This window comes from Streptomyces sp. NPDC046859 (assembly GCF_040645135.1).
Classification (GTDB): Bacteria; Actinomycetota; Actinomycetes; order Streptomycetales; family Streptomycetaceae; genus Streptomyces.
In genome coordinates, this window is sequence record NZ_JBEYXR010000004.1 from 327228 (window position 1) to 353056 (window position 25829).

At 69.2% G+C, this 25829-nt stretch carries 25 protein-coding genes and 6 pseudogenes; 9 read left to right on the forward strand and 22 right to left on the reverse strand.

Going from position 1 to position 25829, the window contains the following annotated elements; all coding sequences use genetic code 11:
- Positions 1-2: 2 nt before the first annotated feature.
- The 4 genes and pseudogenes from ABZ899_RS07790 to rpmG all read right to left on the reverse strand — a co-directional run.
- A complete protein-coding gene (locus ABZ899_RS07790) occupies positions 3-782 on the reverse strand; it encodes an exodeoxyribonuclease III (RefSeq protein WP_361342242.1) in 780 nt (259 codons plus the stop codon).
- A gap of 56 nt (positions 783-838) precedes the next feature.
- Positions 839-1474 (reverse strand): MBL fold metallo-hydrolase, encoded by a 636-nt coding sequence (locus ABZ899_RS07795; RefSeq protein WP_361342245.1) that lies wholly within the window; start codon positions 1472-1474, stop codon positions 839-841.
- 33 nt (positions 1475-1507) lie between these two features.
- Positions 1508-2809, reverse strand: a complete 1302-nt coding sequence (pcaC, locus tag ABZ899_RS07800) for a 4-carboxymuconolactone decarboxylase (RefSeq protein WP_361342248.1) — start codon at positions 2807-2809, stop codon at positions 1508-1510.
- A 554-nt stretch (positions 2810-3363) separates the two neighbouring features.
- Positions 3364-3459 (reverse strand): annotated as a pseudogene (gene rpmG / locus ABZ899_RS07805) (50S ribosomal protein L33); the annotation flags it as partial.
- Between the two features lie 633 nt (positions 3460-4092).
- Between rpmG and ABZ899_RS07810 the strand changes: the two are divergent.
- Entirely contained in the window at positions 4093-6264 is a 2172-nt protein-coding gene (locus ABZ899_RS07810) for a SpoIIE family protein phosphatase (RefSeq protein WP_361342251.1), read from the forward strand.
- Between the two features lie 88 nt (positions 6265-6352).
- Entirely contained in the window at positions 6353-6775 is a 423-nt protein-coding gene (locus ABZ899_RS07815) for an STAS domain-containing protein (protein ID WP_361342254.1), read from the forward strand.
- 470 nt (positions 6776-7245) lie between these two features.
- On the opposite strand, the gene ABZ899_RS07820 is transcribed toward ABZ899_RS07815, so the two are convergent.
- From ABZ899_RS07820 to ABZ899_RS07840, 5 genes and pseudogenes are all read right to left on the reverse strand, one after another.
- Positions 7246-7737 carry an ATP-binding protein gene (locus ABZ899_RS07820; RefSeq protein WP_361342256.1) on the reverse strand — a complete coding sequence of 164 codons (492 nt, stop codon included), beginning with the start codon at positions 7735-7737 and terminating at the stop codon, positions 7246-7248.
- 76 nt (positions 7738-7813) lie between these two features.
- Positions 7814-8191, reverse strand: a complete 378-nt coding sequence (locus ABZ899_RS07825; protein WP_361342533.1) for an STAS domain-containing protein — start codon at positions 8189-8191, stop codon at positions 7814-7816.
- Positions 8192-8219: 28 nt separating this feature from the next.
- Positions 8220-8734: pseudogene (locus tag ABZ899_RS07830) on the reverse strand (PP2C family protein-serine/threonine phosphatase); the annotation flags it as partial.
- A 319-nt stretch (positions 8735-9053) separates the two neighbouring features.
- The gene (locus ABZ899_RS07835) at positions 9054-9422 is read right to left on the reverse strand and encodes an STAS domain-containing protein (protein ID WP_361342259.1); all 369 of its coding nucleotides are present in this window, start codon (positions 9420-9422) and stop codon (positions 9054-9056) included.
- The gene (locus ABZ899_RS07840; protein WP_361342262.1) at positions 9419-10822 is read right to left on the reverse strand and encodes a GAF domain-containing SpoIIE family protein phosphatase; all 1404 of its coding nucleotides are present in this window, start codon (positions 10820-10822) and stop codon (positions 9419-9421) included. Before ABZ899_RS07840 ends, ABZ899_RS07835 begins: the two co-directional genes overlap by 4 nt.
- A 608-nt stretch (positions 10823-11430) precedes the next feature.
- Here ABZ899_RS07840 and ABZ899_RS07845 point away from each other — a divergent pair.
- Positions 11431-12279, forward strand: coding sequence for an RNA polymerase sigma factor SigF (locus ABZ899_RS07845; protein ID WP_361342265.1), 849 nt, complete (start codon positions 11431-11433; stop codon positions 12277-12279).
- 57 nt (positions 12280-12336) lie between these two features.
- On the opposite strand, the gene ABZ899_RS07850 is transcribed toward ABZ899_RS07845, so the two are convergent.
- Together ABZ899_RS07850 and ABZ899_RS07855 are read right to left on the reverse strand one after the other, a co-directional pair.
- On the reverse strand, positions 12337-12540 hold the full coding sequence (locus ABZ899_RS07850) for a hypothetical protein (protein ID WP_361342268.1): 204 nt from the start codon (positions 12538-12540) through the stop codon (positions 12337-12339).
- A 413-nt stretch (positions 12541-12953) separates the two neighbouring features.
- On the reverse strand, positions 12954-13121 hold the full coding sequence (locus tag ABZ899_RS07855) for a hypothetical protein (RefSeq protein WP_199835573.1): 168 nt from the start codon (positions 13119-13121) through the stop codon (positions 12954-12956).
- 200 nt (positions 13122-13321) lie between these two features.
- Between ABZ899_RS07855 and ABZ899_RS07860 the strand changes: the two are divergent.
- The 3 pseudogenes from ABZ899_RS07860 to ABZ899_RS07870 all read left to right on the forward strand — a co-directional run.
- Positions 13322-13509: pseudogene (locus ABZ899_RS07860) on the forward strand (GTP-binding protein); the annotation flags it as partial.
- Positions 13510-13685: 176 nt separating this feature from the next.
- Positions 13686-14168: pseudogene (locus ABZ899_RS07865) on the forward strand (transposase); the annotation flags it as partial.
- Between the two features lie 82 nt (positions 14169-14250).
- Positions 14251-14349: pseudogene (locus tag ABZ899_RS07870) on the forward strand (B/F/G family RNA polymerase sigma-70 factor); the annotation flags it as partial.
- A gap of 377 nt (positions 14350-14726) precedes the next feature.
- On the opposite strand, the gene ABZ899_RS07875 reads toward ABZ899_RS07870, so the two are convergent.
- From ABZ899_RS07875 to ABZ899_RS07885, 3 genes and pseudogenes are all read right to left on the reverse strand, one after another.
- Positions 14727-15143: a YeeE/YedE thiosulfate transporter family protein gene (locus ABZ899_RS07875; protein WP_361342271.1), complete on the reverse strand. Its 417-nt coding sequence runs from the start codon at positions 15141-15143 to the stop codon at positions 14727-14729.
- Positions 15143-15799: a YeeE/YedE thiosulfate transporter family protein gene (locus ABZ899_RS07880; protein ID WP_361342274.1), complete on the reverse strand. Its 657-nt coding sequence runs from the start codon at positions 15797-15799 to the stop codon at positions 15143-15145. Before ABZ899_RS07880 ends, ABZ899_RS07875 begins: the two co-directional genes overlap by 1 nt.
- A 1454-nt stretch (positions 15800-17253) precedes the next feature.
- Positions 17254-17412, reverse strand: a pseudogene (locus ABZ899_RS07885) (transposase); the annotation flags it as partial.
- Between the two features lie 169 nt (positions 17413-17581).
- On the opposite strand from ABZ899_RS07885, the gene ABZ899_RS07890 reads away from it, so the two are divergent.
- Complete coding sequence (locus tag ABZ899_RS07890; RefSeq protein ID WP_361342276.1) at positions 17582-18142, forward strand: hypothetical protein; 561 nt, start codon at positions 17582-17584, stop codon at positions 18140-18142.
- 251 nt (positions 18143-18393) lie between these two features.
- On the opposite strand, the gene ABZ899_RS07895 is transcribed toward ABZ899_RS07890, so the two are convergent.
- From ABZ899_RS07895 to ABZ899_RS07915, 5 genes are all read right to left on the reverse strand, one after another.
- Complete coding sequence (locus ABZ899_RS07895) at positions 18394-18597, reverse strand: cold-shock protein (RefSeq protein WP_030052720.1); 204 nt, start codon at positions 18595-18597, stop codon at positions 18394-18396.
- Between the two features lie 241 nt (positions 18598-18838).
- A complete protein-coding gene (locus ABZ899_RS07900; RefSeq protein WP_361342279.1) occupies positions 18839-19177 on the reverse strand; it encodes a MerR family transcriptional regulator in 339 nt (112 codons plus the stop codon).
- Positions 19178-20126: 949 nt separating this feature from the next.
- The gene (locus ABZ899_RS07905; RefSeq protein WP_361342282.1) at positions 20127-20435 is read right to left on the reverse strand and encodes an SCO5918 family protein; all 309 of its coding nucleotides are present in this window, start codon (positions 20433-20435) and stop codon (positions 20127-20129) included.
- 120 nt (positions 20436-20555) lie between these two features.
- Positions 20556-22046, reverse strand: a complete 1491-nt coding sequence (locus ABZ899_RS07910) for a DEAD/DEAH box helicase (protein ID WP_361342284.1) — start codon at positions 22044-22046, stop codon at positions 20556-20558.
- Positions 22047-22394: 348 nt separating this feature from the next.
- Positions 22395-22598, reverse strand: coding sequence for a cold-shock protein (locus tag ABZ899_RS07915; RefSeq protein WP_361342286.1), 204 nt, complete (start codon positions 22596-22598; stop codon positions 22395-22397).
- A 568-nt stretch (positions 22599-23166) separates the two neighbouring features.
- Here ABZ899_RS07915 and ABZ899_RS07920 point away from each other — a divergent pair.
- The gene (locus tag ABZ899_RS07920) at positions 23167-23478 is read left to right on the forward strand and encodes an ANTAR domain-containing protein (RefSeq protein WP_361342288.1); all 312 of its coding nucleotides are present in this window, start codon (positions 23167-23169) and stop codon (positions 23476-23478) included.
- A 25-nt stretch (positions 23479-23503) separates the two neighbouring features.
- Here ABZ899_RS07920 and ABZ899_RS07925 read toward each other — a convergent pair whose 3' ends face one another.
- Positions 23504-23866 carry an STAS domain-containing protein gene (locus ABZ899_RS07925; RefSeq protein ID WP_361342291.1) on the reverse strand — a complete coding sequence of 121 codons (363 nt, stop codon included), beginning with the start codon at positions 23864-23866 and terminating at the stop codon, positions 23504-23506.
- A 210-nt stretch (positions 23867-24076) separates the two neighbouring features.
- Between ABZ899_RS07925 and ABZ899_RS07930 the strand changes: the two genes are divergently transcribed.
- Positions 24077-24523 carry an ATP-binding protein gene (locus tag ABZ899_RS07930; protein WP_361342294.1) on the forward strand — a complete coding sequence of 149 codons (447 nt, stop codon included), beginning with the start codon at positions 24077-24079 and terminating at the stop codon, positions 24521-24523.
- 265 nt (positions 24524-24788) lie between these two features.
- On the opposite strand, the gene ABZ899_RS07935 is transcribed toward ABZ899_RS07930, so the two are convergent.
- Both ABZ899_RS07935 and ABZ899_RS07940 read right to left on the reverse strand, forming a co-directional pair.
- The gene (locus ABZ899_RS07935) at positions 24789-25067 is read right to left on the reverse strand and encodes a GlsB/YeaQ/YmgE family stress response membrane protein (RefSeq protein WP_361342296.1); all 279 of its coding nucleotides are present in this window, start codon (positions 25065-25067) and stop codon (positions 24789-24791) included.
- 342 nt (positions 25068-25409) lie between these two features.
- Positions 25410-25613: a cold-shock protein gene (locus ABZ899_RS07940; RefSeq protein ID WP_014670069.1), complete on the reverse strand. Its 204-nt coding sequence runs from the start codon at positions 25611-25613 to the stop codon at positions 25410-25412.
- Positions 25614-25829: the final 216 nt, after the last annotated feature.

Genomic DNA, 25829 nt, shown 5'->3' on the forward strand with positions numbered 1-25829 from the left:
TGCTAGACGTCCAGGTCGACCACGACCGGGGCGTGGTCGGAGGCGCCCTTGCCCTTGCGCTCCTCGCGGTCCACGTAGGCGTCGGTCACGGCCTTGGCGAACGCCTCGTTGCCGTACACGAGGTCGATGCGCATGCCGCGGTTCTTGGGGAAGCAGAGCTGGCGGTAGTCCCAGTAGGTGAACGGGTGGTCGTACTTCAGGGGCCGCGGGACCACGTCCGTCAGGCCCGTCTCGCGCAGGGAGGCGAGCGCGGCGCGCTCGGCCGAGGTGACGTGCGTGGAGCCCTCGAAGGCGGACCGGTCGAAGACGTCGTCGTCCGTCGGCGCCACGTTGTAGTCGCCCATCACCGCGAAGGGGCGGCTGCCGGCCGCGTCCCCGGCGACGGCCGCCTTCAGGGCCTCGAACCACTGGAGCTTGTAGGCGTAGTGGGGGTGGTCCACCTCGCGGCCGTTCGGCACGTAGACCGACCAGACGCGGACCGGGCCGCAGGTCGCGGAGATCGCGCGGGGTTCCACGGAGCCGTCGTAGCCGGGGTCGCCGGGCAGGCCCTTGACGACGTCCTCGATGCCGACGCGGGAGAGCACCGCCACGCCGTTCCACCGGCCGGTGGCGTGGACCGCCGCCTCGTAGCCGAGCTCGCGCAGCGCGTCGAAGGGGAACTGCTCCTCGGCGACCTTGGCCTCCTGCAGGCACAGCACGTCGGTGCCGCTGCTCTCCAGCCAGGCGAGGAGCCTGGGCAGGCGGGCGGTGATCGAGTTCACGTTCCAGGTCGCGATACGCATGCCTCACAACCTACCGGGCGGGTCCGACAACGCGGTCCCGCCCGGGGCACGCCCCCTCACACCTCGGCCGAGTCCCCCGGACCGAGCCGCAGGTGGTCCGTGCCGCCGAGGGCGCCGATCTGGCGGTCGTAGATCGGGCGGGCCAGGTCGGTGAGGAGGGCGTCGTGGATGTCGTAGGCGCGCTGCGGCCTCAGTTCGCGGACGTAGTCGATGACCTCGGAGATCTTGTTCCACGGGGCCATGACCGGGAGCATCAGCGTCTCCACGGGGCGGGCGGGGACGGTCAGGGCGTCGCCCGGGTGGAAGACCTTGCCGCCGTCGACGAGATAGCCGACGTTGGTGATGCGCGGGATGTCCGGGTGGATGACGGCGTGCAGCTCGCCGTGCACCTCGACGTCGAAGCCGGCGGCGGTGAAGGTGTCGCCGTGGCCGACCGTGTGCACGCGCCCCGGGAAGGCCGCCGAGAGCTGCTCCGCGACGGACCTCAGGGTCCAGATCTCGGTCGCCGGGTCGGCCTCCAGGGCCGCGCGCAGACGTCCCTCGTCGAAGTGGTCGGGGTGTTCGTGGGTGACGAGGATCGCCTCGGCGCCGGCCGTGGCGTCCCGTTCCGTGAACCCGCCGGGGTCGATGACGAGCGTCCGGCCGTACTTCTCCAGCCGGACGCACGCGTGCGACTTCTTCGTGAGCTTCATGGGTCCATCCTGACGTGCGCGGGTGGCGGACGCTCACACCTCCGGCGTGGTCTCCTCGCGGATGACCTGCTGGGCGACCTTGAACGCGCTGTTCGCGGCCGGGACACCGCAGTAGACGGCCGCCTGGAGCAGCACTTCCTTGATCTCGCCGGGGGTGAGGCCGTTGCGCAGGGCGGCACGGGTGTGGGAGGCGAGCTCGTCGAGGTGCCCGCCCGCGACGAGCGCGGTGAGGGTGACGCAGCTGCGGGTGCGCCGGTCGAGGCCGGGCCGGTCCCAGATCTCCCCCCAGGCGTACCGGGTGACGAACTCCTGGTAGTCGCCGGAGAACTCGTCGGCCTCCGCGAGGGTCCGGTCGACGTGCGCGTCGCCGAGGACCTCGCGGCGGACCTTGATCCCGGCGTCGTACGGATCCGGGCGGCCGGCCGACTGCGGCGGGGCGACGACGGCCGGGGCGATCTCGGCGATGGGCGCGGGCTGCACGGGCGCCGCGACCGGCGCCGGCCGGACGGGCGCGGCGACCACGGCCAGCTGGCCGGTGGTGGAGTCGTAGGCGGGCTGCCAGGCGGTGGAGAAGTGCCGCACCAGCAGGTCGGTGACGGCGGCGGGCTGCTCGACGGGCACGAGGTGGGAGGCGCCGGGGACGACCGCGAGCCGGGCGTCGGGTATCCCGGCGACCAGCGTGCGGGCCTCGGCGGGCCCGGTGACCTGGTCGTCGGAGCCGACGAGGACGAGGGTGGGCACGGTGACGCCGGCGAGCTGGGGCCGTACGTCGAAGGAGGCGAGCGCCTCGCAGGCGGCGATGTAGCAGCCGGGGTCGGTGGTGCGCACCATCTGTACGGCCCACTCGGTGATGGCGGGCTGCGCGGCCGCGAAGCCGGAGGTGAACCAGCGGTCGGGCGAGGTGCGGGCGATCGGGTCGAGGCCGTTGGACCGCACGATCACGCCCCGCTGCCGGAACTCGTCGGCGGTGCCGAAACGCGGGGAGGCGGCGATCAGGGCGAGCGACGCGACGCGCTCGGGGTGGCGCAGCGCCAGCGCGATGCCGACCGCGCCACCGAGCGCGCACCCGGCGTACCCGAAGCGCTGCACGCCCACGGCGTCGAGGGTGGCGAGCAGCCGCTCGGCGAGGTCGGTGACGGAGCCGGCCGGGTGCGCCGGGGCGCCGCCGTGCCCGGGGAGGTCGAAGCGGAAGACACGCCACTGCTGGGTCAGCTCGGGGACCTGACGGTCCCACATGTGCCAGGTGGTGCCCAGTGAGGGACCCAGGATGAGGACCGGAGCGTCTTCCGGCCCGTCGAAGCGGTATTGCAGGGTGTTCGGTGGTGTCTCACTCACGCCCCAGACCCTCTCACGTCTCACGGACGCCCCTACAGCAGGGGGACGCTGGATACCGACCTGACCAGGTTGAAGACCTCTCGGGCGGCATATCGCATGGTTCGCCTCCCCCGTGTGACGTGCTGGCTGCGCGGATGGCACCGGCCTGCTCGGGCGGTCTGAAGCGTGATGGCGCTTGATCGTTGGCAAGGGCCCTATGGGGACACGCCCCGTGGCTCGGTACCAGCAGTCGCCAACCCGCACGACAGTCGACAAGCCCGTGACTGGACACGTCGGTCATAGATCTCATGAGTCAGACCCCCGGCCGGGACGGCGCTGCGCAACCTTCCCACCAGTACCGGCACAAGAGCATCGCCCGATCACTTCCGGAAGACTTCGTCCGAACCCGTGACCAACTGATGCCGCAAGACGAGAGGATGGCCTCACCCTTCGTCTGCTCGTGACCGGCATCGACAGACGCCCAGTCACCCGCCGCACCAGCGAGTACACGGAAGCAACAAGGTTGCAGCGGTGTGGATGCGCGCAGCGGGCCTCATCGAGTACGTCGGCGCACTGGGGTCGTTACGGCGGTTCTTGCGGGTCACGTAGGTCAAGCCGGTGCCGGCGGTGGACCTCAGCTTGATGATCGGGCGCAGTTCGTCACGGGCCATGGACAGCACCACTCGGCGGCGTCTCCTACTGCGACTCCACGGGCGTCACCGTCCCTCGTGACCGCTTACCACCGCGCTGAGCCGCCACCTGTTTCCTCAGCCTGACCGGACTCGGTCACTACGTCACCCACGTCTTCCAGACCGTGGGCCTCGATCAGGTGTTCACCTTCCACCCCACTGTCGAGGACTCCCTCACCGCGCTACGCCACTGAACTCGGCCCGCACCGCATCCACACGGATCGGCCGGGGTACGCGATGGAAGCACGGATGGGGACGAACCAGAATCGGGGGTTAATCTTTGACCTCCATGGTCCTGCTGTCATCCATGGCCTACTCCCTCTTCAGCTATTCGAGGTGTGACACAGCGTGCAGGACGTCCGGTTCGACCTGTCGGCTTTCGGACTGAGTGAAACGGCCCGATGCAATGCCCTGCTGCGGGAGGCCGTCAGTGGCGCGCCGTCATTGGACGCGGCGGCGCAGTTGGTCGCCGACTTCTTCTACGACAGCCTGGTCGACGGTCATGACGGACGGGCCTGTCCTGCCGTGGGAGTCTTCCACGCGGGGCCGTGGAACGCCGCCCCCGCGGCACCGGCAGCCGTGGGAGTCCACGCTGAGCACGCGTGGCGTCTGACCTTGGCCGGATTCCGTGGCGCGGACGTCAACTGGCCCGGTGCCGAGAGGTCCGGTCCGTTGCACGTGGCGCTGGCCTTGTCCGGAGGAGCCGGGGAGACACCGTGGGTGCACCGGCTGCTGGAACGCCTGGGAGTCACGGCCGGGGACGCGGACGGCGCTGGGCCGCCGGAAGGCGACGCCGAGGTCGTGCACCTGTCGGGCAGCCAGGTGCACGGGCTGGAGGAACTCCTCCCGGGGCAGGGCGTCCGTTGCGCACTGGCCTTCGGTGGGACCCTGTCGCCGGGCGACGGGTTCGCGGTGGTGCTGTTCTCCCGTGTTCCGCTGCCCGCCGAGGTCACCACGCTCTTCCGCACCGTGACCGCCGGCATGCGCCTGGCGCTGTTGTCCGCCGTCCGGCCATCGCCCGCAGAGGAGGCGGACGCGGCTCGCGCTCTCCTGGAGAGCATGGAGAGCCTGGTGGGGCAGCGAGTGGCTCACCAGCAGACGGTCGTGGCCGAGCTGCGCTCCGCCACGACGGAGCTGCGCCCCTCTCAACAGGAGCTGGAGCAGCGGGAGCGGGAGCTGCGCGAGGAGGCGGTGATCGTCGAACTGCTGCAGGAGGTCGGCAGTGTCCTGGCGGCGGAACTCGACCTCGACGCGCTGGTCCAGCGCGCGGTCGACGCCGCCACCCGCCTGGCCGGAGGGGCGTTCGGCGCCTTCTTCTACAACGTCCTGGGCGAGACCGGGGAGTCGTACCTGCTCTATGTGATCTCCGGTGTCGACCGGTCGGCCTTCGACAAGTTCCCCATGCCGCGCAACACGCAGGTGTTCGAGCAGACCTTCCGGGGTCTCGGTGTGGTGCGGTCCGAGGACATCACCGCGGATCCGCGTTACGGGCACAACGCGCCTCACCACGGCATGCCGGACGGCCACCTGCCGGTGCGCAGTTACCTGGCCGTGCCGGTGATGTCCCGGGGAGCGGTGCTCGGCGGGTTCTTCTTCGGCCATCCCGAGCGGGGGATGTTCACGGAGCGGCACGAACGTCTGGTCACCGGTGTCGCCGCGCAGACCGCCGTGGCGCTGCAGAACGCGCAGTCCTACCGCCAGGAGCGGGAAGCGGCCGCCGAGCTGCAACGGCACCTGCTGCCGGCGCTGCCCCACGTCGACGGGATCGCGAGCACGTCACGGTACCTGCCCGCCGCCCGGGATCGCGGCGCCGGCGGTGACTGGGTGGACCTCATACCTCTCCCGGAGGGCCAAGTGGCGCTGGTCGTCGGTGACGTGATGGGCAAGGGCGTCAGGGCGGCAGCGGTCATGGGCCAGATCCGTACGGCCTGCCGGGCCTACGCACAGCTCGGTCTCGCCCCCGCCGACGTGCTGGAACAACTGAGCGTCCTGGTGGACGACATCGCTCCCGGCTCCATCGCCACATGCGTGTACGCGGTGCTCGACCCGCGCCGGGACCAGTTGCGCGCCGCCGTCGCCGGGCACCTGCCGCCCGCCCGGCGCGACCCGGCAGGCAGGGTGACGTTCCTGGACGAGACGGTCGGACCGCCGCTGGGAGTGGGCAGGCGCCGCTACGCGGAGCAGGAGGTCTCGCTGCCGCCCGGATCGCGGCTGCTGCTGTACACCGATGGCCTGGTCGAGCGCCGCGGCCGCCCCATCGACGACGGGCTGCGGCACCTGCGGGAGCTGCTGGCCGGGCCCGTGGGTGAGATCGAGGCGGACTGCGACTCCTGGCTGGACGCCCTGGCCGGCGGTCAGCACGACGACGACATCGCCATGCTGTACCTGCACCGGCCCGAGGACGCCGCGCACCAGGTGGTATCGGTCGCGCGTGACTACGCCCCGGTCTCCAGCGCGGTCCCCGAAGCCCGCGACCTGGTCTCCAAGGTCATGCGCGAGTGGGGTCTGCGGCATCTGGTGAACGACATGATGCTGATCGCGGATGAAATGGTCGCCAACGCCGTCCGCCATGCCAGGACACCGTTGCGCGTCGAGCTGCGGCGAGCCGGCGAACGCGTGGTCCTGGAGGTGACGGACAGCAGCCGCGAGGAGCCTCGTCTCATCGTTTCCCAACCCGGGGAGTTCGGGCACCGGGGCATATTCCTCATCGACGCCGTCGCGACACGATGGGGCACCCGCCTGATCGACGGAGGGAAAGTGGTGTGGGCGGAGGTCAAGACCTCATGAAGACGCACCCCGGTCGGCTCCTCGACCGACACCTACACCAGGACAACCAGCTCACCCGTTCGCCCCGTATACAGGAGAGCCGCCTCCGATGACCCCCTCCCCCGGCACCGAAGAGCACAAGCCCACCGGCACCACACCACCGGTCGACGCCAACAGTCTGCTCCCCACCGGCCCGACGCTGACCCTCACATCGCACCGCGGTCCACGACACGCGGTCGTCGCCGTGGACGGTCCCATCGACTACCACACCGCCCCCCAGTTGCTCGGGCATCTCACCACCACGGAGATGCAGGACGTCCCGTCGCTGATCCTGGACCTCACCCACGTGGACTTCTGCGACTCCAGCGGCTTGGGAGCCTTCGTCGACATGCACCGCCGCCGCTCGGACGCCGGGCACCGATTCGCGTTGACCGGTGTCCAACCGGAGGTCAGACGCATCCTCGAACTCACCCGTCTCACGACCGTCCTGCCACTGCACGAGACGGTCAAGGACGTGCTCCGCGAAGACTGACCCCCTCGCCCCTGTCCGGCGACCCACCGCGGAGGAACAGAGGACGGCCCGGACGGCCGTACGTCACAGCTGGTCAGAGCTGGAGATCGGCGCCGGTTATGTCCATGGCCTTCCTCTGGCGGATACGGACCTTCCCGGAAGGTACCCTGCTGGCTTCGTTCACTTCAGCGTCAGCATTCGCCACCGCGTGGGCCGCCCGCTGCATGCGACTTCGCGCCCGCCGCCTCGGTCGCCGAGCAGACAGAGGCGCGCAGAGGGCAAACGCCCCGCCACGAGAGCTTGTGAACCGCGCAACCTGACGGTTCGGGACACCGGTCAGCCCACTGACCAGATTCCATCGCCGGCCCGGCCGGGTACCGATGAGAGCACCCGGGTCGGTGCCACGACGAGTCGGCGGCCCAGCGAGTGCCGTGCGCCTTTCGTCAGCCGAGTCCGTTGTCTTCGCTGCTATGGACCGAAAACGCTGACGTTCAGCCCGGGAGCGCGATTCCGCGGAGACCAATGGTGCTCTGCTTCGGTATCAGGGACAGATGGGCGGTGATCCGCTTTCCCGTTTCACGGAGTGCGACGACGACCCTGTCGCTGACCGTGTGCACCAGGTGCAGCCCATGACCGCCGATGCGCCGCGGGTCGGCCTTCTTCACCGCCGGCTTCTCGGTGGAGCTGTCCCATACGGTGATCGTCAACTCGTCGCCGGACAGCTCCAGGGTCATTCCGCAGGGGCCCGGCGCGTGCCGGACGGCGTTGGTGACCAGCTCACTCACGGCGAGTTCGGCGTCGACGGCCAGGGCGGCCGGCACTGCTGCGCGGCCGGTTCGGGGGCCGTGGCTGAGCAAGGCGCGCAGGGCATGGCGTGCGTCTGCGGCAGGGGCCGCGTCTTCCCCCCAGGTCGCGCCGTAGCGCAGCGGGGCGTCCTCATCCCGGCCCTGGTTGTCGGCGGTCTGTTTCAGGGGGATGGCCATACGGTGCCCTTTCGTCGCGTTCACCGCTCTTCGGTGTTTTTCGGCTCACCTGTTCTCTCGCGTACCCGAGTGCCCACTACACACACCGTGGGAGCGCCCGATGCCGCCTCCAGGGTCGGGGCCGGGTAGCGGCGTCGCTGTCGGGATGGAAGGAGAAGATCTCGTCGAGTCCGACGATGCGCAGAACGCGCAGGGTGTGGGCAGGGACTGCGGCAAGGACGACGTCGGCCTGGGCGGCACCGGCGAGATTACGGGCGGCGATCAGGGCGCTGACGCCGCTGGAGTCGCAGAACTCCAGTCCGGCCAAGTCCAGCACGATGCGCTGTCCTGGCTGGAGGGGGATCGTGGTGAGCAGGTCCGGCAGCTCGGCGGCGTTGGTGCAGTCGAGTTCGCCGGCGATCTCCAGAACAGGACCAGTCGGGGCGTCTCGGGCGGTGATTTTCAGCGCACCTATTCGGTGTCTTGAGTCCTCGAGTCGGGGTGAGGGCGGGGATGCCGACAGCGAGCAGAGCGGTGTCGTCGTCGAGACCGTCGCCGAAGTCGTCCAGCAGGCCGGTCAGAGCCTGGATGGGCCTGTGGGGGCTTGCCCGGCATGGTCGGCGACGAAGGCGTGCAGGGCCTCGTCCCCGTACAGGGCGGTGCAGTCTTCGCCGGTGCGGGCCTCGGTGAGGCCGTCGGTGTAGAGCAGGAGGGTGTCGCCGGGGGCGAGGACGGTGGTGGCGGTGGCGAAGCGCACCGCGGGCAGGGCGCCGACGAGCAAGCCGCCAAGGGTGGGCAGGAAGTGGGCTGTGGCGCCGGCCCGGAGTACGAGCGCCGGGGGGCGGCCGCCCGCAGCGAGCCGGACGGTGCCCCGCCCGGTGACCGGGTCGGGTTCGAGGATGCCGAAGATGACGGTGCAGTAGCGCGGATCGCCGCCGCTGGTGCAATGCTCGTGGAGCGCCGTGTTGAGGCTGGTCAGCGCGGAGACGGGGCCGGGGGCGCGCAGGGTGCAGCGGGTCGGAGGTGACGGCGGCGGCTCACGGCTGGCAGCCATGGCGTCCGACCCCGGAGTGACCATCGCGGCCGGATCACGATTCGGGATCGGGGTGCCTTCGAACGCACCATCCGACTGCCGTACACGCTCCCTTCGAGTCAACCGATCCAGGCAGTCCGCAGACTCGCGCAGGCAGCACAGGCACTCGCACAAGGCGCTACCGGGACTCACACCCCCGCACCCGTCGCATGAGCGTCAACAACGTCATGACCCGCAACACCTAGCTGTAGGGCTGCGCTGTGCCAGGCAAGCCCGCTGATGCCACTCCTGCGAGCGCGGTTGTTCAGACGGTGGTGCGGTTGCCCTGGCGGGGGGCGAGGGCGGCCTCGGCGCTGGGGTAGGCGGGCAGGAAGGTGTCCATTCCGGTGACGCTGAGCAGGCGGCTCATGCGATCGGGGATGGCCGCCAGGGTCAGGGAGCCGTCGGCGTCCTTGGCGCAGCGCCAGATGCCGACGAGGGCTCCCAGCCCTGAGGAGTCGCAGAACGTGACCCCTGACAGGTCGGCGACGAGGTCTGCGTGTCCGGCCGCGATGAGTTCCAGGGCGCGGGCCCGCACGGCGGGTGCGGCGGCGATGTCGAATTCACCGGACAGTGCGATCACGGCCAGGGCGCCGTCGGTGTGCGGGACGTCGATGTGGAATGCGTCGGTCATGGGCGTCGGATCTCCTGCCCGACAAGGGCGTCGGCGGGTGCGGTCGGGGCGGCGGCGCTGTGAGCGGTGGTGGTGATGCCGGCGGGAGCGGCATCGGGGGTGGGGACGGACAGGGCCAGCAGCGCCACGTCGTCGCGTTCGGTGTCGGGGAGGGTGTCCAGGAGCGCGACGGTGTCGGCGATCAGGGCGCCGGCACTGACCGGTGCCGGTCGCTGGGCCAGGAAGTCGGTAAGGCCGGTGTCGGCGAGCATGTGGCCGTCGACGGTGCGGGCCTCGGTCAGCCCGTCGGTGTACAGCAGCAGTCCCTGGCCGGGTGCCAGGTACAGGGTGAGTGAGGCGAAGGCGGCCTCGGCGAACGCGCCGACCAGCATGCCGCCCTTGGCGCGGGCCGCCTCGACCCGTACACCGCCGCCCTCGGCAGGGCTGAGGTGGTAGGCAGGCGGGTGACCGCCGGTGGCCAGCGTGACGGTGAAGCCGCCGTCCCGGGCCGGATCGAGCAGGCCGAAGATGGCGGTGCAAAAGCGGGTGCCGACCGCCGCGTCGAGCAGCAGCGCGGTGTTCAGGGCTTTGAGCGCGGCCGTGGGGTCCGGGTCGACGAGGGCTGCGGCCCGCAGCGTGTAGCGGGTCAGTGAGGTGACCGAGGCGGCTTCGGCGCCCTTGCCGCACACATCGCCCAGGAAGAACGCCCACCGGCCTCCGCCGACGGGGAAGACGTCGTAGAAGTCGCCGCCCACTTCCTGCGGGGAGGCGGTCTTGTAGTGGCAGGCCAGCTCAAGCCCGGGTACCGCGGGCAGCGCGGGAGGCACCAGGGTGCGCTGCAGGGTGGAGGCAAACGCGGCGATGGCCGCCTTGTCCCGCTCCGCACGCTGCCGGGCCTCTTCCTCCGCCTGACGCTTCTCCTGCTCGGCGCGTACCACGTGCAACGCCGACAGTCGCAGTTCCAGCTGATCCCGCACCACCGCGGCCAGGTCTGTGAGGGTGGAGGCATCGGCCTCGCTGATCTCGCGGGGGCGGGTGTCAAGGACGTTGACCGTGCCCAGGCGGTGCCCGTCGGCGGTGATGATCGGAGCGGCGGCGTAGAACCGCACCCCCATCGGGCCGGAGACCAGCGGGTTGGAGCAGGCGACCGGGTCCAACAACGTATCGGGGATGACGGTGGTGTCATGACGCAGCACCGCCGAGGCGCACAGGCCCGGATCCCGGCCGATCTCGCTGACACCTTCCAGCCCGTGCGCGGTCTTGAACCAGATCCGGTCCTCGTCCACGATCGTCACCGTCGCCACCGGCACCTCGAACAGCCGCGCGGCCAGCGCCGCGACTCGGTCGTAGGCGCCGTCCGGCGGAGTGTCGAGAATGTCGTAACGGCGCACGGCCGCCATCCGCGCCGCCTCGACCGACACGGCCAAAGGCTCGCTCGGTGATATCGCAGGCAGAATCGCTTGTTCCGGCATGTTCCTCGTCTCGCTCATCCCCCCCAGGAAGGCACCGACCGGACAGCCAGCACTCCGGAACCCTACCGAACGCGGCCGGCGCACCCGAGCCGACGGCGAGCCTCGTAACGCGCACCGGCATCGTGCAACGGCCGCCCAAGCGCCGACCGCAACCGGGCGCTGTGATCGGCGAAAACGCGAAGCGTGACGGCCTTGGTGGTCCGGACCACAAGCTGCTCACCGACCTGAGCACAAGAGTCCGACGGGATGTTGCCCCCGGCCAGGTCGGCCGTGTCTGCCGCCGCGAGGGCCTGGCGGGCCTGGTCGCGCGGCGGCACCCCGCTCGGACCGGAGCAGGACGCCGCGCGACTCGGTGTGCGCAGGGTTGAGTTCGATTGGATGACGCGGCTCGGTTGGTTCCCGCTCCGCAGTCGATCGAGGTCCGCTCCGGCACCTCGCGGGCGCGGGGTTGAACGATGTCGCGGAAGGAGTAGGCATGAAGGCGGGGGGAAGGGGTAGGCGCGGCGGTGGAGAGTCGAGTGGGCCGGTGTCGGCATGGCCGACAAGGGGAGGGACACATGGTTACGGATACGGCAGCTGCGACGGCGGATGCGCACTGCGCTGAACTGCCGGAGATCCCGGACCCGTCGAAGGTCGCCCCGAAGGACGCCCGTGAGCTCACCCGCCTGTTCTTCCAGCAGCTGGACCGGCTGGAGGAGGGCACGCCGGAATACCAGTACGCGCGCAACACGCTGATCGAGATGAACATCTCCCTGGTCCGCTACGCGGCCTCCCGTTTCCGCAGCCGGGACCAGGAGGAGATGGAGGACATCGTCCAGGTCGGTGTGATCGGCCTTATCAAAGCCATCGACCGTTTCGAGCTCTCCCGCGAGGTGGAGTTCACCTCCTTCTCGATCCCCTACATCGTGGGTGAGATCAAGCGGTTCTTCCGTGACACCACGTGGGCCGTGCACGTTCCGCGCCGTCTGCAGGAGGCCCGCGTCCAACTGGCGCGCGCCACCGAGGAACTGAGCAGCCGCCTGGGCCGCACCCCGACCGTGGCGGAACTGGCCCAGCTGATGAACCTGGAGGAGCAGGAGGTCATCGAGGCGCGACTGGCTTCTAACGGCTACCGCTCCTCCTCCCTGGACGCCGCCATCAATAACAGCGAAGACGGCGAGACCGCCTTGGCCGACTTCATCGGCAACGACGACAGCGCGCTGGAACTGGTGGAGGACTTCCACGCCCTCGCCCCGATGATCGCCGACCTCGACGAGCGCTCGCGCAGGATCCTGCACTGGCGGTTCGTGGAGGAACTCACCCAGGCCCAGATCGGCGAACGGCTCGGCGTCTCCCAGATGCACGTCTCCCGACTGCTGTCACGCACCCTGTCCCAGCTCCGACAGGGCATGCTCACCACCCACTGACACCGCAACGGCACCTCGCGAACCCCTACACCGCGGGTCGGTTCCGAGCGGCCCCGCTCAGGCCGTTCTCCACTTGTGTGGGCCGCCGCCGCGCCATTCCACCCACTGCGGATCGTCCAGCACGCCCTGGGGATCGTCGACACCCGCGCCTTCGAGGAACACCACCAGGTCGTGGTCGCTGTAAGCGGTGCCGAGGATCTCGGTGACGCTCTGGCCACCGGTACGGGAGGGCTGGTGTACGACGATCGGCGCGCTGGTCACGCCTCCCAGCGTGCTCCAGGCAAATCCGTGCGGCGAGTCGGGGCTGCCCGAGTCAGGAAGGGTCTCGGGCCAGTCGAAACGGCGCGGGAATCCGGGACTCTGGTGCACATAGCCCCGCCCGTCGGCGTTCGAACCGCCCCGCGCAGGGGGGCGACGCGGGTGTCGATTCCGGAGCCCATGGTCACGCAAGCAGCCTGACCCGCACCTCACCGCTCGCGAGGTCCACCTGGACAGGATGCGGCTGTTACGGAATCAGAGAGTTGTTGACCTCGACCACCTTCGACTCGAAAGGTGGTACTTCGAGTTCCTGCGCGGCCGGCTTGACCTGCTCTTCCATGAAGCGCCGGGACGCCTCTTCCGACTCCCCTACGTCAATGTCACTCGTCGCAGGAAGTTGGTGAGGCGCCCTGACTTTAGAAGAAGTGCTTGCGTCCACCGACCGCACGACCGGTCGCACCCAGGATCCACAGGATGGCGCCAACCAGAATGAGGATGCCACCGATCGTCGTCAGCAGACCCATGCCGACAAGCAGGCCGATGATCAGCAGAATAAGCCCAAGGATGATCATGTTGAATCCCATCGTCAATTCCGGCTCAGGCGCGTGTGCGCATGAGCTTCCAAGGGCCTGAGTTCATCCCTTGGCGGGTAGATCCCGACCAGCTCCGAATGCCAGGACCTCGGTGCGATAGTCCTTGTGCCCGGCGACACGGTGTTCACGCCCTCCTTCGAAATTTCGTTCAGTGCGCCATCTCCTCGACCGCCCTCTGCTCCGGAAGGTCCTTCCACCCCGGACGATTTGGACTTTGGCGACGGAGACACCAGGCAGCGGCGCCTGCGGGCAGGTCCTCAGGTCCAAGGGCTTCTTCACCCTGGCCAGCCGGCCCTGGGTGACTGGACTGCGGTCGCAGGCCGCTTCGGTGGCTCGCTTCGAGCCTTCCTCTGCTCGTGACACCGCCAGCCCTCATGCGCATTTGTACTCCAGCAGCACTTTGACGTTTTGCCTGTTCAGGGGCGGTCTGGACGAGTGTGGTGAGCTGCGTTTTGGAATGTGCTCTCTTTCCCGGTCCACCCCTCGATCGTGTGCAGCCGCCGCTGACAGTGACAGCGGTCTGGGCAGCCTCCTGACGTGATCGACAAGCGTGCAGTGGAGATCTGGAACGACGAGCTCGAGGAACTGTTCCTGCGCACCGGCCATCGCTTCAGGCGCGTCGAGCCGCGTCGCAGGATGCGCGACTACATCCGTGGACTGCTGGGCCCGGTCGGCCGAAAAAACGGCTGGCAGCTGGCCGAATACGCCGGACACCGCACACCCGACCGCCTCCAGCGGCTCCTCAACACCCGCTGGGACGCCGACGAGATCCGCGACGACCTCCAGCACTACGTAGCCGAACGGCTCGGCGAGCCCGACGGAATCCTCATTCTCGACGACACCGGCTTCCTCAAGAAGGGCACCACCTCGGCCGGTGTGCAACGCCGGTACTCCGGCACCGCCGGCGGCACCGAGAACTGCCAGACCGGCGTGTTCGCCGCCTACGTCACCACCCGCGGACGGGCCTTGGTGGACCGAGAGCTGTATCTACCCAAGTCCTGGACCGACGACCGCGACCGCTGCCGCGCCGCCCACATCGCCGGGGTGGACCCGGCGGGCCTTGCCCCGCTCCGGTCCTGGCGACTCGTGCCCTTGTCGGCAGTGGCACTCCGGGCGCGTGCCCGAACCGGGTGTGGCCGCCATCGTCGCCCACACCGGCCTCGCCGAGGGCGAGGTCGCGGCGGGTACGGAGGCGCTGGAGAGTTTCAGCACCCTGTCTCGCCACCAGGCAGTCCGGCCCGGGCCGCCCCTCTCGTGACCCGGGGCAGAGGATCACATGCCCCCTCGCGGGGGCATCGCGACCGCTCCAGCCGACCAGCAGCGCTCTGCTCGTGGCCCTATGGTCGGCCGTACTCGTTGGGCACCAGCCGGCCCATGGGTGGCTGCGCTTCGCAGACGTGGCATGCCCTGGCGTACGGCTGGGTCGCGCCGGACCAGTTGCCGCCGTCGGCGCGAAGCCCAACGCGGTATCAGTACGCTCCGGACGCGGACGGCCGCGGCAGGACGCGACCGGATGATCCGGGCCGGAGAGACGGAGGGCTCAGCCCCACGCGGTTGTTTGGGCCGGCGGGGTGTGCTGATGGACGTCGCCCCTGTTCACAGGCCGCAGGAGCCGCGATCGAGCTGGAAGTAGCGGGCGTTGGCCCAGCGGCACAGTCGGATACCGACGGTGACGCCGAGGATGGTGACCAGGGCGGGCAGATATCCGCTCGCGACCTGGACAATTGGGATCGCCGGGCACCCCCCGGAGATGGCCCAGCCCGTGCCGAACAGCACTGCGCCGGGGATCACGCCGGCGTGGATACGCCCCGGGGTGCGGCGGACCCGCAGCAGAGCGAATGCGCACACGATGATCACCACGGCACCGGCGAAGGAGAGGAACATGCGCAGGTCCTGGAAGGTGAACATGCGGTTCAGCTCGGTGTAGTCGCCGAAGCCGATGTTGGAGACGGTATAGCCGAGAGTCAGTCCGGTGATGATGTTGGCCAGCAGCATCGCGCCCCGAGTACGCATCAGATCACCTTCCACAGCAGGAACGACACCGCGACGGCGGTGCCGAAGAACACGGCGGTGGCAACCAGGCTGACCGGGCGCAGACGGCCGCAGCCGTTGAGTCCGTGGCCGGAGCTGCACCCGCCGGCCAGCCGGGTGCCGAAGCCGACCAGCACGCCTCCGACGAACAGCAGGACGATCATGGTGGTCGGATTGGCGGTGACCACGTTCCGGAATCCCGGTCCCATGTCGAAGCGGAGGTGGAACCGCCCGGAGGTGAGAGCGGCGATCAGTCCGCCGAGGAAGATCGATACCAGCAGGGCAGCCTGGGTGACCAGCGGGGCGGGACCCGGGCTCGTGACCGAGGTGCCCTCACCCACCGCCGATTCGGGGTTCGTTTCGAGCGGTTGTGACGTCCCGTACGGAGCCGGCGGCGCGGTGGTCGCGGCGGGGCGGGTGCCGAAGTGCTCCGCTGTGGCCGCGGCGAGAGCGTCAGCGAGGGCACGCTCGTCGGTGAACTCCTCGTCCATCCGCTCCATGCGGCGCTCCCTGCGCCAGTGCAACACGCGGTCCCATGCGGACGACACCCCGAACGACCGGTCCGTGGTGAGGGCGTAGTTGATGGTGATCAGAGCGAGCCCGGCAGCGCCGGCCCACCAGGGCCAGTAGCCACTCATGCGGGGCCTCCCATCCATTCGGTGAAACGAGCCCACCAGCCGCGCTTCGGGCCGGGCCTCTGCCCCGCGCGTCGAGACGCGTGGTCCGGGGACTGGGCAAACGGTGGCGGTGAGGACGGTCGGTGATGCGAGACCGGAATCGTCGGAGACGCTGCCCCGAACTGCGCCATGGTCTCCGGTGCCGCGGCCACAGGTTCCGCCGGCTCTGACGGCCAGGCCGGTGCCGGCTGCGACCAGGACGCGTTCTCCGGCGGCCCGAAGTTGTGTTGTGGTGGAGAGGCCTGCTGGGGTCCCAGGTCCGGGCCGGCGGCACCGTGCGGGTCCTGCCCGGTGGACACGTCTTCAAGGTGTCGCGCGCGGGCTCCGTTGGGCAGCAGGCTGATCGGCACACGCTCGCCGGTGAGTGACACCTGGTAGCGCGCACAGCCGAGCCACTGGTCCTCGCTGTCGCAGTAGAAGTCGCGCCATCCTTGCAAGCTCGCCCTGAGCAAGGGGAAAAGGGGGCATCCTGCGGCGTGCGAGCAACTCACGTTGCTCCCTTCTGACCGGCACACCCCACTCATTGCGTGAGGGCGGTTGCCGTTCTCGGTCTCTTGCCCCAGCCGCGCCCTGGGCCGACGATTTCAAAAAGACGCGGTGACGGCCTGTCACAATACGGAGCAGTGCCTTCCATTCCTTCGACCGGGCGAGATGGAATCACTGTTTCGGGGTCCCGAGCAACCTCAGGGCGTATCCGACTGTGACCGCTTGACGCCGTGGAGCGAGACATGCCACGCGAGATTTATGTCTTATGTCTCGCATGGCTGGATATTCGTGGCCGAGGCCGACGCCGCTTTGAGCGTGACACGCCCTCATAGTGGGTCCACCTGGTGACGCGAGTCGGTTGTTCGTGGAAACGGTGTATGTATGGGTGTTGGTTGTGGCGGGGTTGTGAAATTCGGCTGTGACGAAACTGTTGATATTAGTGGTCGTCAATACCGGGGCTACCGAAGGGGAATCATGTGCCGACGCGCTGTCTGCCAGTCATGTCGGAAGGCGACGTACGAGGGCTGCGGGAGACACGTGGAGCAAGTGCTCGACGGCGTACCGACATCTCAGCGGTGCACGTGTGAGTCGGCGGAGCCGCAGCCAGTACGCGCAGGGGAGCCGATGACTCGAACGGGGTCGGAACCGGCCGGACGCGGCAGGACGGTGCGCCGCGCACATGTTCCTCCGCACCTGGACAGTTCACCGGGCCGATCGAAGGACGGCTGGTGGCCCCGGCTCGTCGCGTGGATGAAAAGCCCAGCATGAAGTAAGGAGAGGCAGAGCACCGCGCAGGCGCATGAAGTGCAGCCCGTGACTCCGCTGCACGGCCGCGAGTTCGGCCGAGACGGTGGCGCGGGCAGCGAAGGCGACCCGCTCGCACCACCCCGCGAGCCGTGCCTCCTCGAGCGGCAGAAGTTCGCGCAGGTGCGCAGAGGCGTGAACACGGTGCGATGGAGCGCGGTGTTGGCCTGCCGGTCGCCGCCACGGTTGCGGGGACGGAACTGCCGGCGTCCCGAGGAGCGCTCGACAGGGCTGACACCGCGCAGCGCGGCGAACGACGCCTCGCTGTCGAGCCGTTCCGGGTCCGGGACGGAGCCACGTCGCCGGGTCCGAGCCGGTTCGCCACCGCGGGCATTCCAGCCCCGTCGGCCTACCGCCGATTGGGCCTGCCGAAGCCGAGTAGAACGGCTGGTCCTGGGCACGATCAGGGCTTACGAACGGGCATCTCCGCTCGCCTACGCGCAAGGATCACCGATGCTTCCTGAGGTCCGCCCCCACGTATCCACCGCGCTCGCCGACCAGTTGGAACACCAACTGGACCTGGCTCCGCATCTCGAGGCGGGCCGGCTCGACGTGGAGGGCGTCGCCGGCGTCGCAGTGGTCGCAGCCGCCCACTCCGACGGCTATGCGGCCACCGGCCATCTCCTCGGGCTGCTGGCCGCGCTGCCTGCCCCCACCGCGGCGGGAGAGCGCTTCTGGTCGGCCCTGTGGAAGTCGTCGGGCACCGCGTACCTGCTGCCCGTCAACATCAGGGATTCGGTGCTGCGTTCGCTGGCAGGAGAGGGGGCCGCCCTGGCCCGGCAGGTCCTCTCGGCCGTCGACGAGATGACGCCGTCCCAGCGCTTCGCGGCCGGCGAGGTGATCGGTCAGGCCCTCGTCGAGTCCGACCATCTGCCCGACCTCAAGACACAGGTCATCGGAGAACTGTGGCTCCGAGATCTGGAGCTCACCGCCTGGCGCGTCCTGCACGCAGACCGCAGGTCGGACGATCCGGCTGGACGGCAAGCCTTCCTCGACGCCTGGACGAGCGTCTGAACATCGGCTCCTGGCACGGTAGCCGCGCCAGACATGCGGCTCCCGTGCCCGACGACGCTTGCGGCGACTGAGGTCAGGACGTTCCAAGCCGACGTCGCGACGGCCCGGGGCCTCCACAGATCAGGGGCCGCGCAGCCATCGCTGCGCGGCCCCTGATCCTGCACCGGCCCGGCACGGGAGCGGGCGCCTTCGTCAGGTGACTGTCGGCCACCGGACGCGGCGTGCGCGATCCCTCGAGCAGGTCTGCGAGGTCAGGCCAGGTTGATGTTCTCGGCCTGCGGGCCCTTCTGGCCCTGGGTGACGTCGAACGTCACGGCCTGGCCCTCCTGGAGCTCCCGGAAGCCGGTGGAGTTGATCGCGGAGTAGTGCGCGAAGACGTCCGGACCGCCGCCGTCCTGGGCGATGAAGCCGAAGCCCTTCTCCGCGTTGAACCACTTCACAGTGCCCGTTGCCATGTCTTATGCCTTCCAGTCGATGAACGCCTACCACTCGGTGTGGCAGACGGAGGTGATCGCCCTGGTCCCTGCGGCACAGCACAGCAAAATGCCCACACCAGAGGCGCGGGCAGGGGATTCCGAACCACGACAGCTGAACCAGACGTTACACGTCCACACACCGCGTCACCACAGGAAGGGATCGCTCCGCGCACCGGGACCGTGCGTGCGATGCCCGCCGGCGCTGACGGGCACGCTCATCTCATTCCGCTGCCGCCGGGTTCATCGATTCGGCGGCGCGGCGGTACTCGGCATTGATGCGCTGGGCTTCCTCGAGCTGGTCCTCGAGGATGACGATCCGGCAGGCGGCCTCGATGGGGGTCCCGTGGTCGACGAGTTCCCGGGCGCGCGCGGCGATGCGCAGCTGGTAGCGGGAGTAGCGGCGGTGGCCGCCTTCGGAGCGCAGGGGGGTGATCAGGCGGGCTTCGCCGAGGGCGCGGAGGAAGGCAGGAGTGGTGCCGAGCAACTCGGCTGCTCGGCCCATGGTGTAGGCGGGGTAATCGTCGTCGTCGAGACGGCCGAACGTGTCGTCTGCTGTCATTGCACCTCTCTGCGGTACGCGTTGAGGGGCCCTGGCGCCGTACTGCCGCCAGGGCCCCGAAGGAACTACTACACCATCTGCCGGTTCTGATACTGCACCGGCCCTCTAGTTTCCGCGGACCCGACCTAGACGCTGTCGGGGGTGCGGGGATCGCGGTTGCTCGACCGGAGACCACCTCACTATCGATGTCCTGCGGTACCCGGGTCCAAGACTTCCGCCCGGGCGATCCTGATGGCGTTCGGCTCCTCCGTTCTTCCTCTTGATCAACTGCGGTACTGCTCATGGCGGCCCCTGATCACTGCGGGCCACCCGGTCCGGTCGTCAGTCCCGTCGCCGTCCTGCAACCGCTCTGGCTTCGAAACTCCACCACCGAACCGTCCTGCGAACTGCAACTGCGGTACTGCTGCCCGGCAGTTCATCTCTGCCGGGCTCACTCTCTCTTGCCTACGAGAGAAACCATAGCCACACCGCTGCCAAATGTCTACCTTGGCTGGCATAGATTTTGGTGTGCTCGGAGACGAGGTAATCCGCCTCGATCGGCGCCCATGGCTGGTTCAAGCAACTCCAGGGCTCGCTCCGGCGGAGGGACTCCCCCGGCGTGCAGCCACGTCGGGCTGAGTGGGACGTCGCCGGCTGCGCCGCGGCTCCTGTCGGCGGGCGCCGGCCCACAGGTGTCTCGTGGAGATTCCACCGGCGGGGACGGACGCCCCGCAGGGAGACGAACACGGTCCGCCGCTGTCGCGGCCCGCCGAGTTGGTCGCTGCCGTCGGTTCCCCGAAGGGACCACGACCAGAGCCCTCGCTGGGGGTTTCCCGAGACGGGTGGGTTCAGCTGTTCCGGCCACTGGGCGACGGCGGCGGGAACCCGCTGCATGTAAGCGTGGGCCCGACCGGCGTACCGGCCGGGCCCACGCTGATGGTCAGGCGACGGCTCGTGTCTGTTGACCCGGTCAGACCGTGATGGGGGTGCCGAGCATCGCGGAGGCGTACTGCATCGGGCTGAGAATGCCCGGGGACGCTGTCTTGGGAACGGCGCGGCAGGTGAAGCCGAGCTGAGTCATGGCCCGCAGGATCTCGGCGGCGCTGAAGTCTCGGCGGTCCTGGCGGGTGATGACTTGGCCGACCTGCTTGAGGGGGTAGTGGCGGCGGCCGATGATCACCGAAGCCCCGGTGACCGGTTCAGGCTTGATGCCCTTCATCGATTCCAGCACTCCACCCCTGGTGAGCTCGAAGGGGAAACGGGCGATGACGCAGCGCATGTGGCCTCACAAAGAGAAGGAAAGAACGGTCCGACCAGGGGCGAGGCGTTTCAGCGGGAGAGGGCGAGGACGCCCGGGCCGCTGACTTCCTCGTCTCCGGACGCCCAGCCGGCGCAAGTTCTAGGCCGCCGCGACGCCGGACTGGCGTACGGGGGTGCGCCTGGTCGCCGAGGCGGGGCGGCGGCGGCCTCGGGACGTGGCGCTGCGCTGGGGACGTTCGACCACCGGTGCGGTGATGACGACCGGGATGCCGGACGGGGCCTGGGCGCCGGTGATCCGGCTCAGGGCTTCGTCACCCGAGCGGATCTGAGTGGTCTGCGGCCGGATTCCGGCATCCGACATCAGACGGACCATGCCGCGGCGCTGGCTCGGCGTGACCAGGGTGACGACGCTGCCCGACTCGCCGGCGCGGGCGGTACGCCCGCCGCGGTGGAGGTAGTCCTTGTGGTCGGTCGGCGGATCGACGTTGACGACCAGATCGAGGTTGTCGACGTGGATGCCGCGCGCCGCGACGTTGGTCGCCACCAGCACGGTGACATGCCCCGTCTTGAACTGCGCCAGCGTGCGGGTGCGCTGCGGCTGCGACTTGCCGCCGTGCAGCGCGGCGGCCCGGACACCGCTGTTGAGCAGGTCCTGGGTCAGCCGGTCGACGGCGTGCTTGGTGTCCAGGAACATGATCACACGGCCGTCGCGGGCGGCGATCTCGGTCGTGGCGGCGTGCTTGTCGGCACCGTGGACGTGCAGGACGTGGTGCTCCATCGTCGTGACCGCACCGGCCGACGGGTCGACCGAATGCACGACGGGGTCGGTCAGATAGCGGCGCACCAGCAGGTCGACGTTGCGGTCCAAGGTGGCGGAGAACAGCATTCGCTGCCCCTCCGGGCGCACCTGGTCGAGCAGCGCGGTGACCTGCGGCATGAACCCCATGTCGGCCATCTGGTCGGCCTCGTCCAGCACGGTGATGCCCACGTGGTCCAGCCGGCACTCGCCGCGGTCGATGAGGTCCTTGAGCCGCCCTGGCGTCGCGACGACGGCCTCGGCCCCTCCGCGCAGCGCGCCGGCCTGCCGGCCGATCGACATGCCGCCCACCACGGTGGCCAGCCGCAGCCGCACGGAGCGGGCGTACGGGGTCAGCGCGTCGGTCACCTGCTGTGCCAGCTCACGCGTCGGTACGAGGATCAGCCCGAGCGGCTGGCGGGGCTCGGCACGCTGTCCGGCGGTGCGAGCGAGCAGGGCGAGGCCGAAGGCGAGGGTCTTGCCGGAACCGGTGCGGCCGCGGCCCAGGACGTCACGGCCGGCCAGCGAGTTCGGCAGCGTCGCTCCCTGGATCGGGAACGGCACGGTCACTCCCTGCCTGCCGAGTTCCGCCAGCAGCAGCTCCGGCATGTCGAGGTCGGCGAAACGCTCGACGGCCGGCAGTGCCGGGGTGATCGTCTTGGGCAGCGCGAACTCACCTTGCACGGCGGTGGGCCGACGGCCGTGACCGCCGCTGCGGACGGGCCCTCCGGAACGACGCGGTGTCTGCGAGCCGTAGCCGCTGCCGCCCCTTCCGGCGTCGGTACGGCCGTCACGGGTGCGGGCGGGGCGGTCGTTCGTGTACGTGCGGTTCATGCGGAACCTTCCTCGATGTGGCACATATCAAGGAATTCCTGCTGCGATGAACGGCATGGAGAATTACAGGTATGGACCGGTGGGAAACGAATGCAGATCTGGCCGGTGGAGAAATCCGTGGGCACAGATACTGAAAGAGGTGACGCGATGGGGACCTTGTGATCCGGGCGCCGGCTGCTGTGCAGCGCTTCAGGATGCGTCTGCGTCCTGATGAGGGAGGAGCCGCCTGCAGTCGTAACTGCGGATTCCTCCGGGTCGTCCCGCGGTGAAAGCCGCTGCGGGATACGCGTGCAGCTGGGGCCCGCACCCCGAAGGATGCGGGCCCCAGCTACGGATTGCGCGTGAGCGTCAGGCCGGAACGATGTTCTCGGCCGTCGAGCCCTTCTGGCCCTGCGCGATGTCGAAGTTCACCTTCTGACCCTCGAGCAGCTCACGGAAGCCCTGCGCGGCGATGTTCGAGTAGTGGGCGAACACGTCGGCGCCGCCACCCTCCTGCTCGATGAAGCCGAAGCCCTTTTCCGCGTTGAACCACTTCACGGTACCAGCAGCCATGTCATCTCTCCTTTGGGGCAGTGCATCGGTTTCCGCACCGCGCGGACACCGTGTCGCCGCGATGATTGCCCCGCCCGGAAATGACCGGAAATACAAAAGCGCTCCCGCCCGGCAGAGGCATGGTGGGGGCACTTGAAGTTTTGGGAACCACAACTGCAACTGAGATGGACAGTAGCACGCCGGAGCGGCCCCGCGCGTGCTGGTCAATTCGAATCCGCTCCTCGCGGCAAAATCCCCGCTGCACGCCACCCCAATATCTGATCCCCCGGGAACAGATATTGATTCACCCGGACTTCAACGTCTCAGCAGAGTTGCCAGCCGGCACGGTGCGCGACGGCCGGGAAAACCCGCGCTTTCCGCGCCCCCTGCCGACCACGGCTGGTGAGCCTCTCGGGTTCGTCGCCGGACTCACCGGCCGGCGAGATCGCCTCTCACACAGGTGTGATTTTCCCTGTCGCACTGAGGGCGACTTGCTGTCGCGGCAGGGGGCAGGTGTAGAGGAAGCCTTGCCCTTGTATGGAGACCGATGATGACGACCTCTCGTGTGCCGCGGTCCTCGCGTGACGGCATGCCTGACGGCGCCGTGACCGCCCGCCTGGAGCAGGAGAACGCGCAGTTGCGGCACGCCGTCGATTCCCATGCGACGGTGGACCAGGCCATCGGTGTCCTCATCGCGATCCACCAGCTCGCGCCGGCCGTCGGGTTCGAGGTGCTGCGTGAGGTGTCCCAGCACACCAATACCAAGCTCCACACGGTGGCCGAGACGGTGATCGCGTGGGCGCTGGGGACGCCGCTGCCGGAACCGGTGGCGCAGGTGCTGGACGCCGCCGTGCAGCGGCGCTCACGCCGGCGGGATGCCCCGGGCGCGGAGGCCGGGTAGGACACGGTGGCCGGGCGCGGCGCGGTCAGGCGGTCAGGGCCTCGTCGACGGTGGGATGGCAGTCGATGACCTCGTCCAGGCCGACGATCTCAAGGAGCCGTAGCACCGATTCCTGGGCGCCGGCGATACGCAGCCACCCCTGATCGTCACGCGCGGCCTGGTGGGCGGCGACGAAGACGTTGATGCCGCTGGAGTCCATGAACGTCACGCCGCTGAGGTCCACCACGGTCCGCGGAGCCACGCCGTCGCAGGGCCGGAGGGCCTCGCTGAGCATGTCTTTGACGCCGTGGTCGATCTCGCCGCGCACCGTGACCACCCGGATGCCGTCGATGGCGGTGTGGCCGATCGACAGCTGGCCGGGCCGGGCTGCTCCGTGGGTGTCTGTCACCGTTTCCTCGACTGTGCTCGCTGAAGGGACTCAAGGCCCCGGCGTGATGGTGCGCCGGAGCCTGCGTCGATGCTACGGCGAACATACGTGCGGCCCATTATGCGGTTCTCGCGGGACATGTGAGGCATAGTGCAGGGTACGCGCAGGAGGTGTGAAGGGGGAACAAGGGTGGACGCGGCTGAATCAACCCCTGAGGGTGAGGGCAGCGTGATGCCGGACGCCCCTCAGCTGCAGGAGACCGTCGCGCTTGACGGCGACGGGTACGTGATCGCTGAGGCGCGTCACCGGGCAGTGGACTTCCTCACCCGCGTCCAGGCGGAGCACGGCCTGCCAGTGTCCGCTCGCGCGATGGACCTGACCCAGCTGGTGGTCAGCGAGCTGGTCACCAATGCCCGCAAGTACGCCCCTGGCCCCGTACTGATGGAACTGCGCATCATCGGCGCCGTGGTGGAAGTGGTCGTGTGGGACAGCGATCCCGTCCTGCCGGTTGCGCGGGCTGCCGACGCGGGCAGGGTCGGGCAGCACGGACTGGAGATCGTCATGGCCGTCGCCCAGGGCTTCGAGGTTCAGCGGGAGCCGGTCGGCAAACGCATCACCGCCCGCATAGCCCTGCCCGACGACCCCGGCGGGGACGTCACCGGACGCCGCCCCCAGTGACAGCCTGCGCCCCGTCGGCCTCACCGCCGTCCCCAGCGTCGAGGCGCTTGTCGCAGGCGGACTGCTGGGGCAGGTAGCGGTAGAGGTGCCCGAGGCGGGCGTGGGCAAGAAGCCGAGCAGGACTGGGCGACCGCCAGGCACGGCACGACGGCATCCGGCGGTGCGGCACCAGGGGGCCTGGTGCCGCACATGCTGACGGCTCCCGTCCTGCGAACAGGGAGGGGAGCCGTCCAGGTGTCTCCGGGGGCGTTACGCCTTCAGCGGGTTATGCGTGACGGTGCGAATGCCGGTTACCGGCCACGAGGCGGTAAAGAGCGAGCAGGATGACGGAGCCGACGATCGCGGCGATCCAGGTGGAGAGGTCGAAGAACCCGTCGATGGAGTCGACGCCGAAGATGACCTTGCCGAGCCAGCCGCCGAGGAGACCGCCGACGATGCCGATGAGCATGGTGATGATGATGCCGCCGGGGTCCTTGCCCGGCATCAGAGCCTTGGCGATGGCGCCGGCGATCAGGCCGATGATGATCCACGCGATGATGCCCACGGTGCTTCTCCACTTCGCATATAAAGGTTGTGTCAGGTCATCGTGTGCACCGATCTCGCCCGAACAAACGTCTAGTTCGAAGCCAGCTGTGCCGGCTTCTGACACCAACTCCCGCCGTCGGCGCGGCAGTGACGTCAGGCGGCGAACGGCGATCGGCGTCGGCGAGCCCATCCCCGCTGGTGGGCGGAGCGAGCGCGACTGTGGCCCTGTCGGCTGCCGGGGATGCCGGCCAGGATGCGGTCGACGCCGACGCGGACGGATGAACCGTCGTGCGACGGGTCCGTGCGACGGCAAGGGCCCGGCGTCCCGAAGCCGGGATGCCGGGCCCTTATCGGGACGCGATCAGGCGGGGCGGATGTTCTCGGCCTGCGGGCCCTTCTGGCCCTGCGTGACGTCGAACTCGACCTTCTGGCCCTCCTGCAGCTCGCGGTAGCCCTGGCTGGCGATGTTGGAGTAGTGGGCGAAGACGTCGGGGCCGCCGCCCTCCTGCTCGATGAAGCCGAAGCCCTTCTCGCTGTTGAACCACTTCACTGTGCCCTTGGCCATGACTGTCTCCTTCGAGGGAAACCGGGCACGCACCCTGCGCGACCGGGAGGTGATCGCCCTGGTCCGGAGAGGCGCTGAACAGCAAGAACGCCCGTGAGGCGATCACGGGCGAACAGACTTCGGAACCACGACTGCTGATCACAACGCTATAACGGCATGACCGAAGCCGCTACCGAAAACGCGCCGACATCTGGCCCGGAATGAAGGGCTGGATCG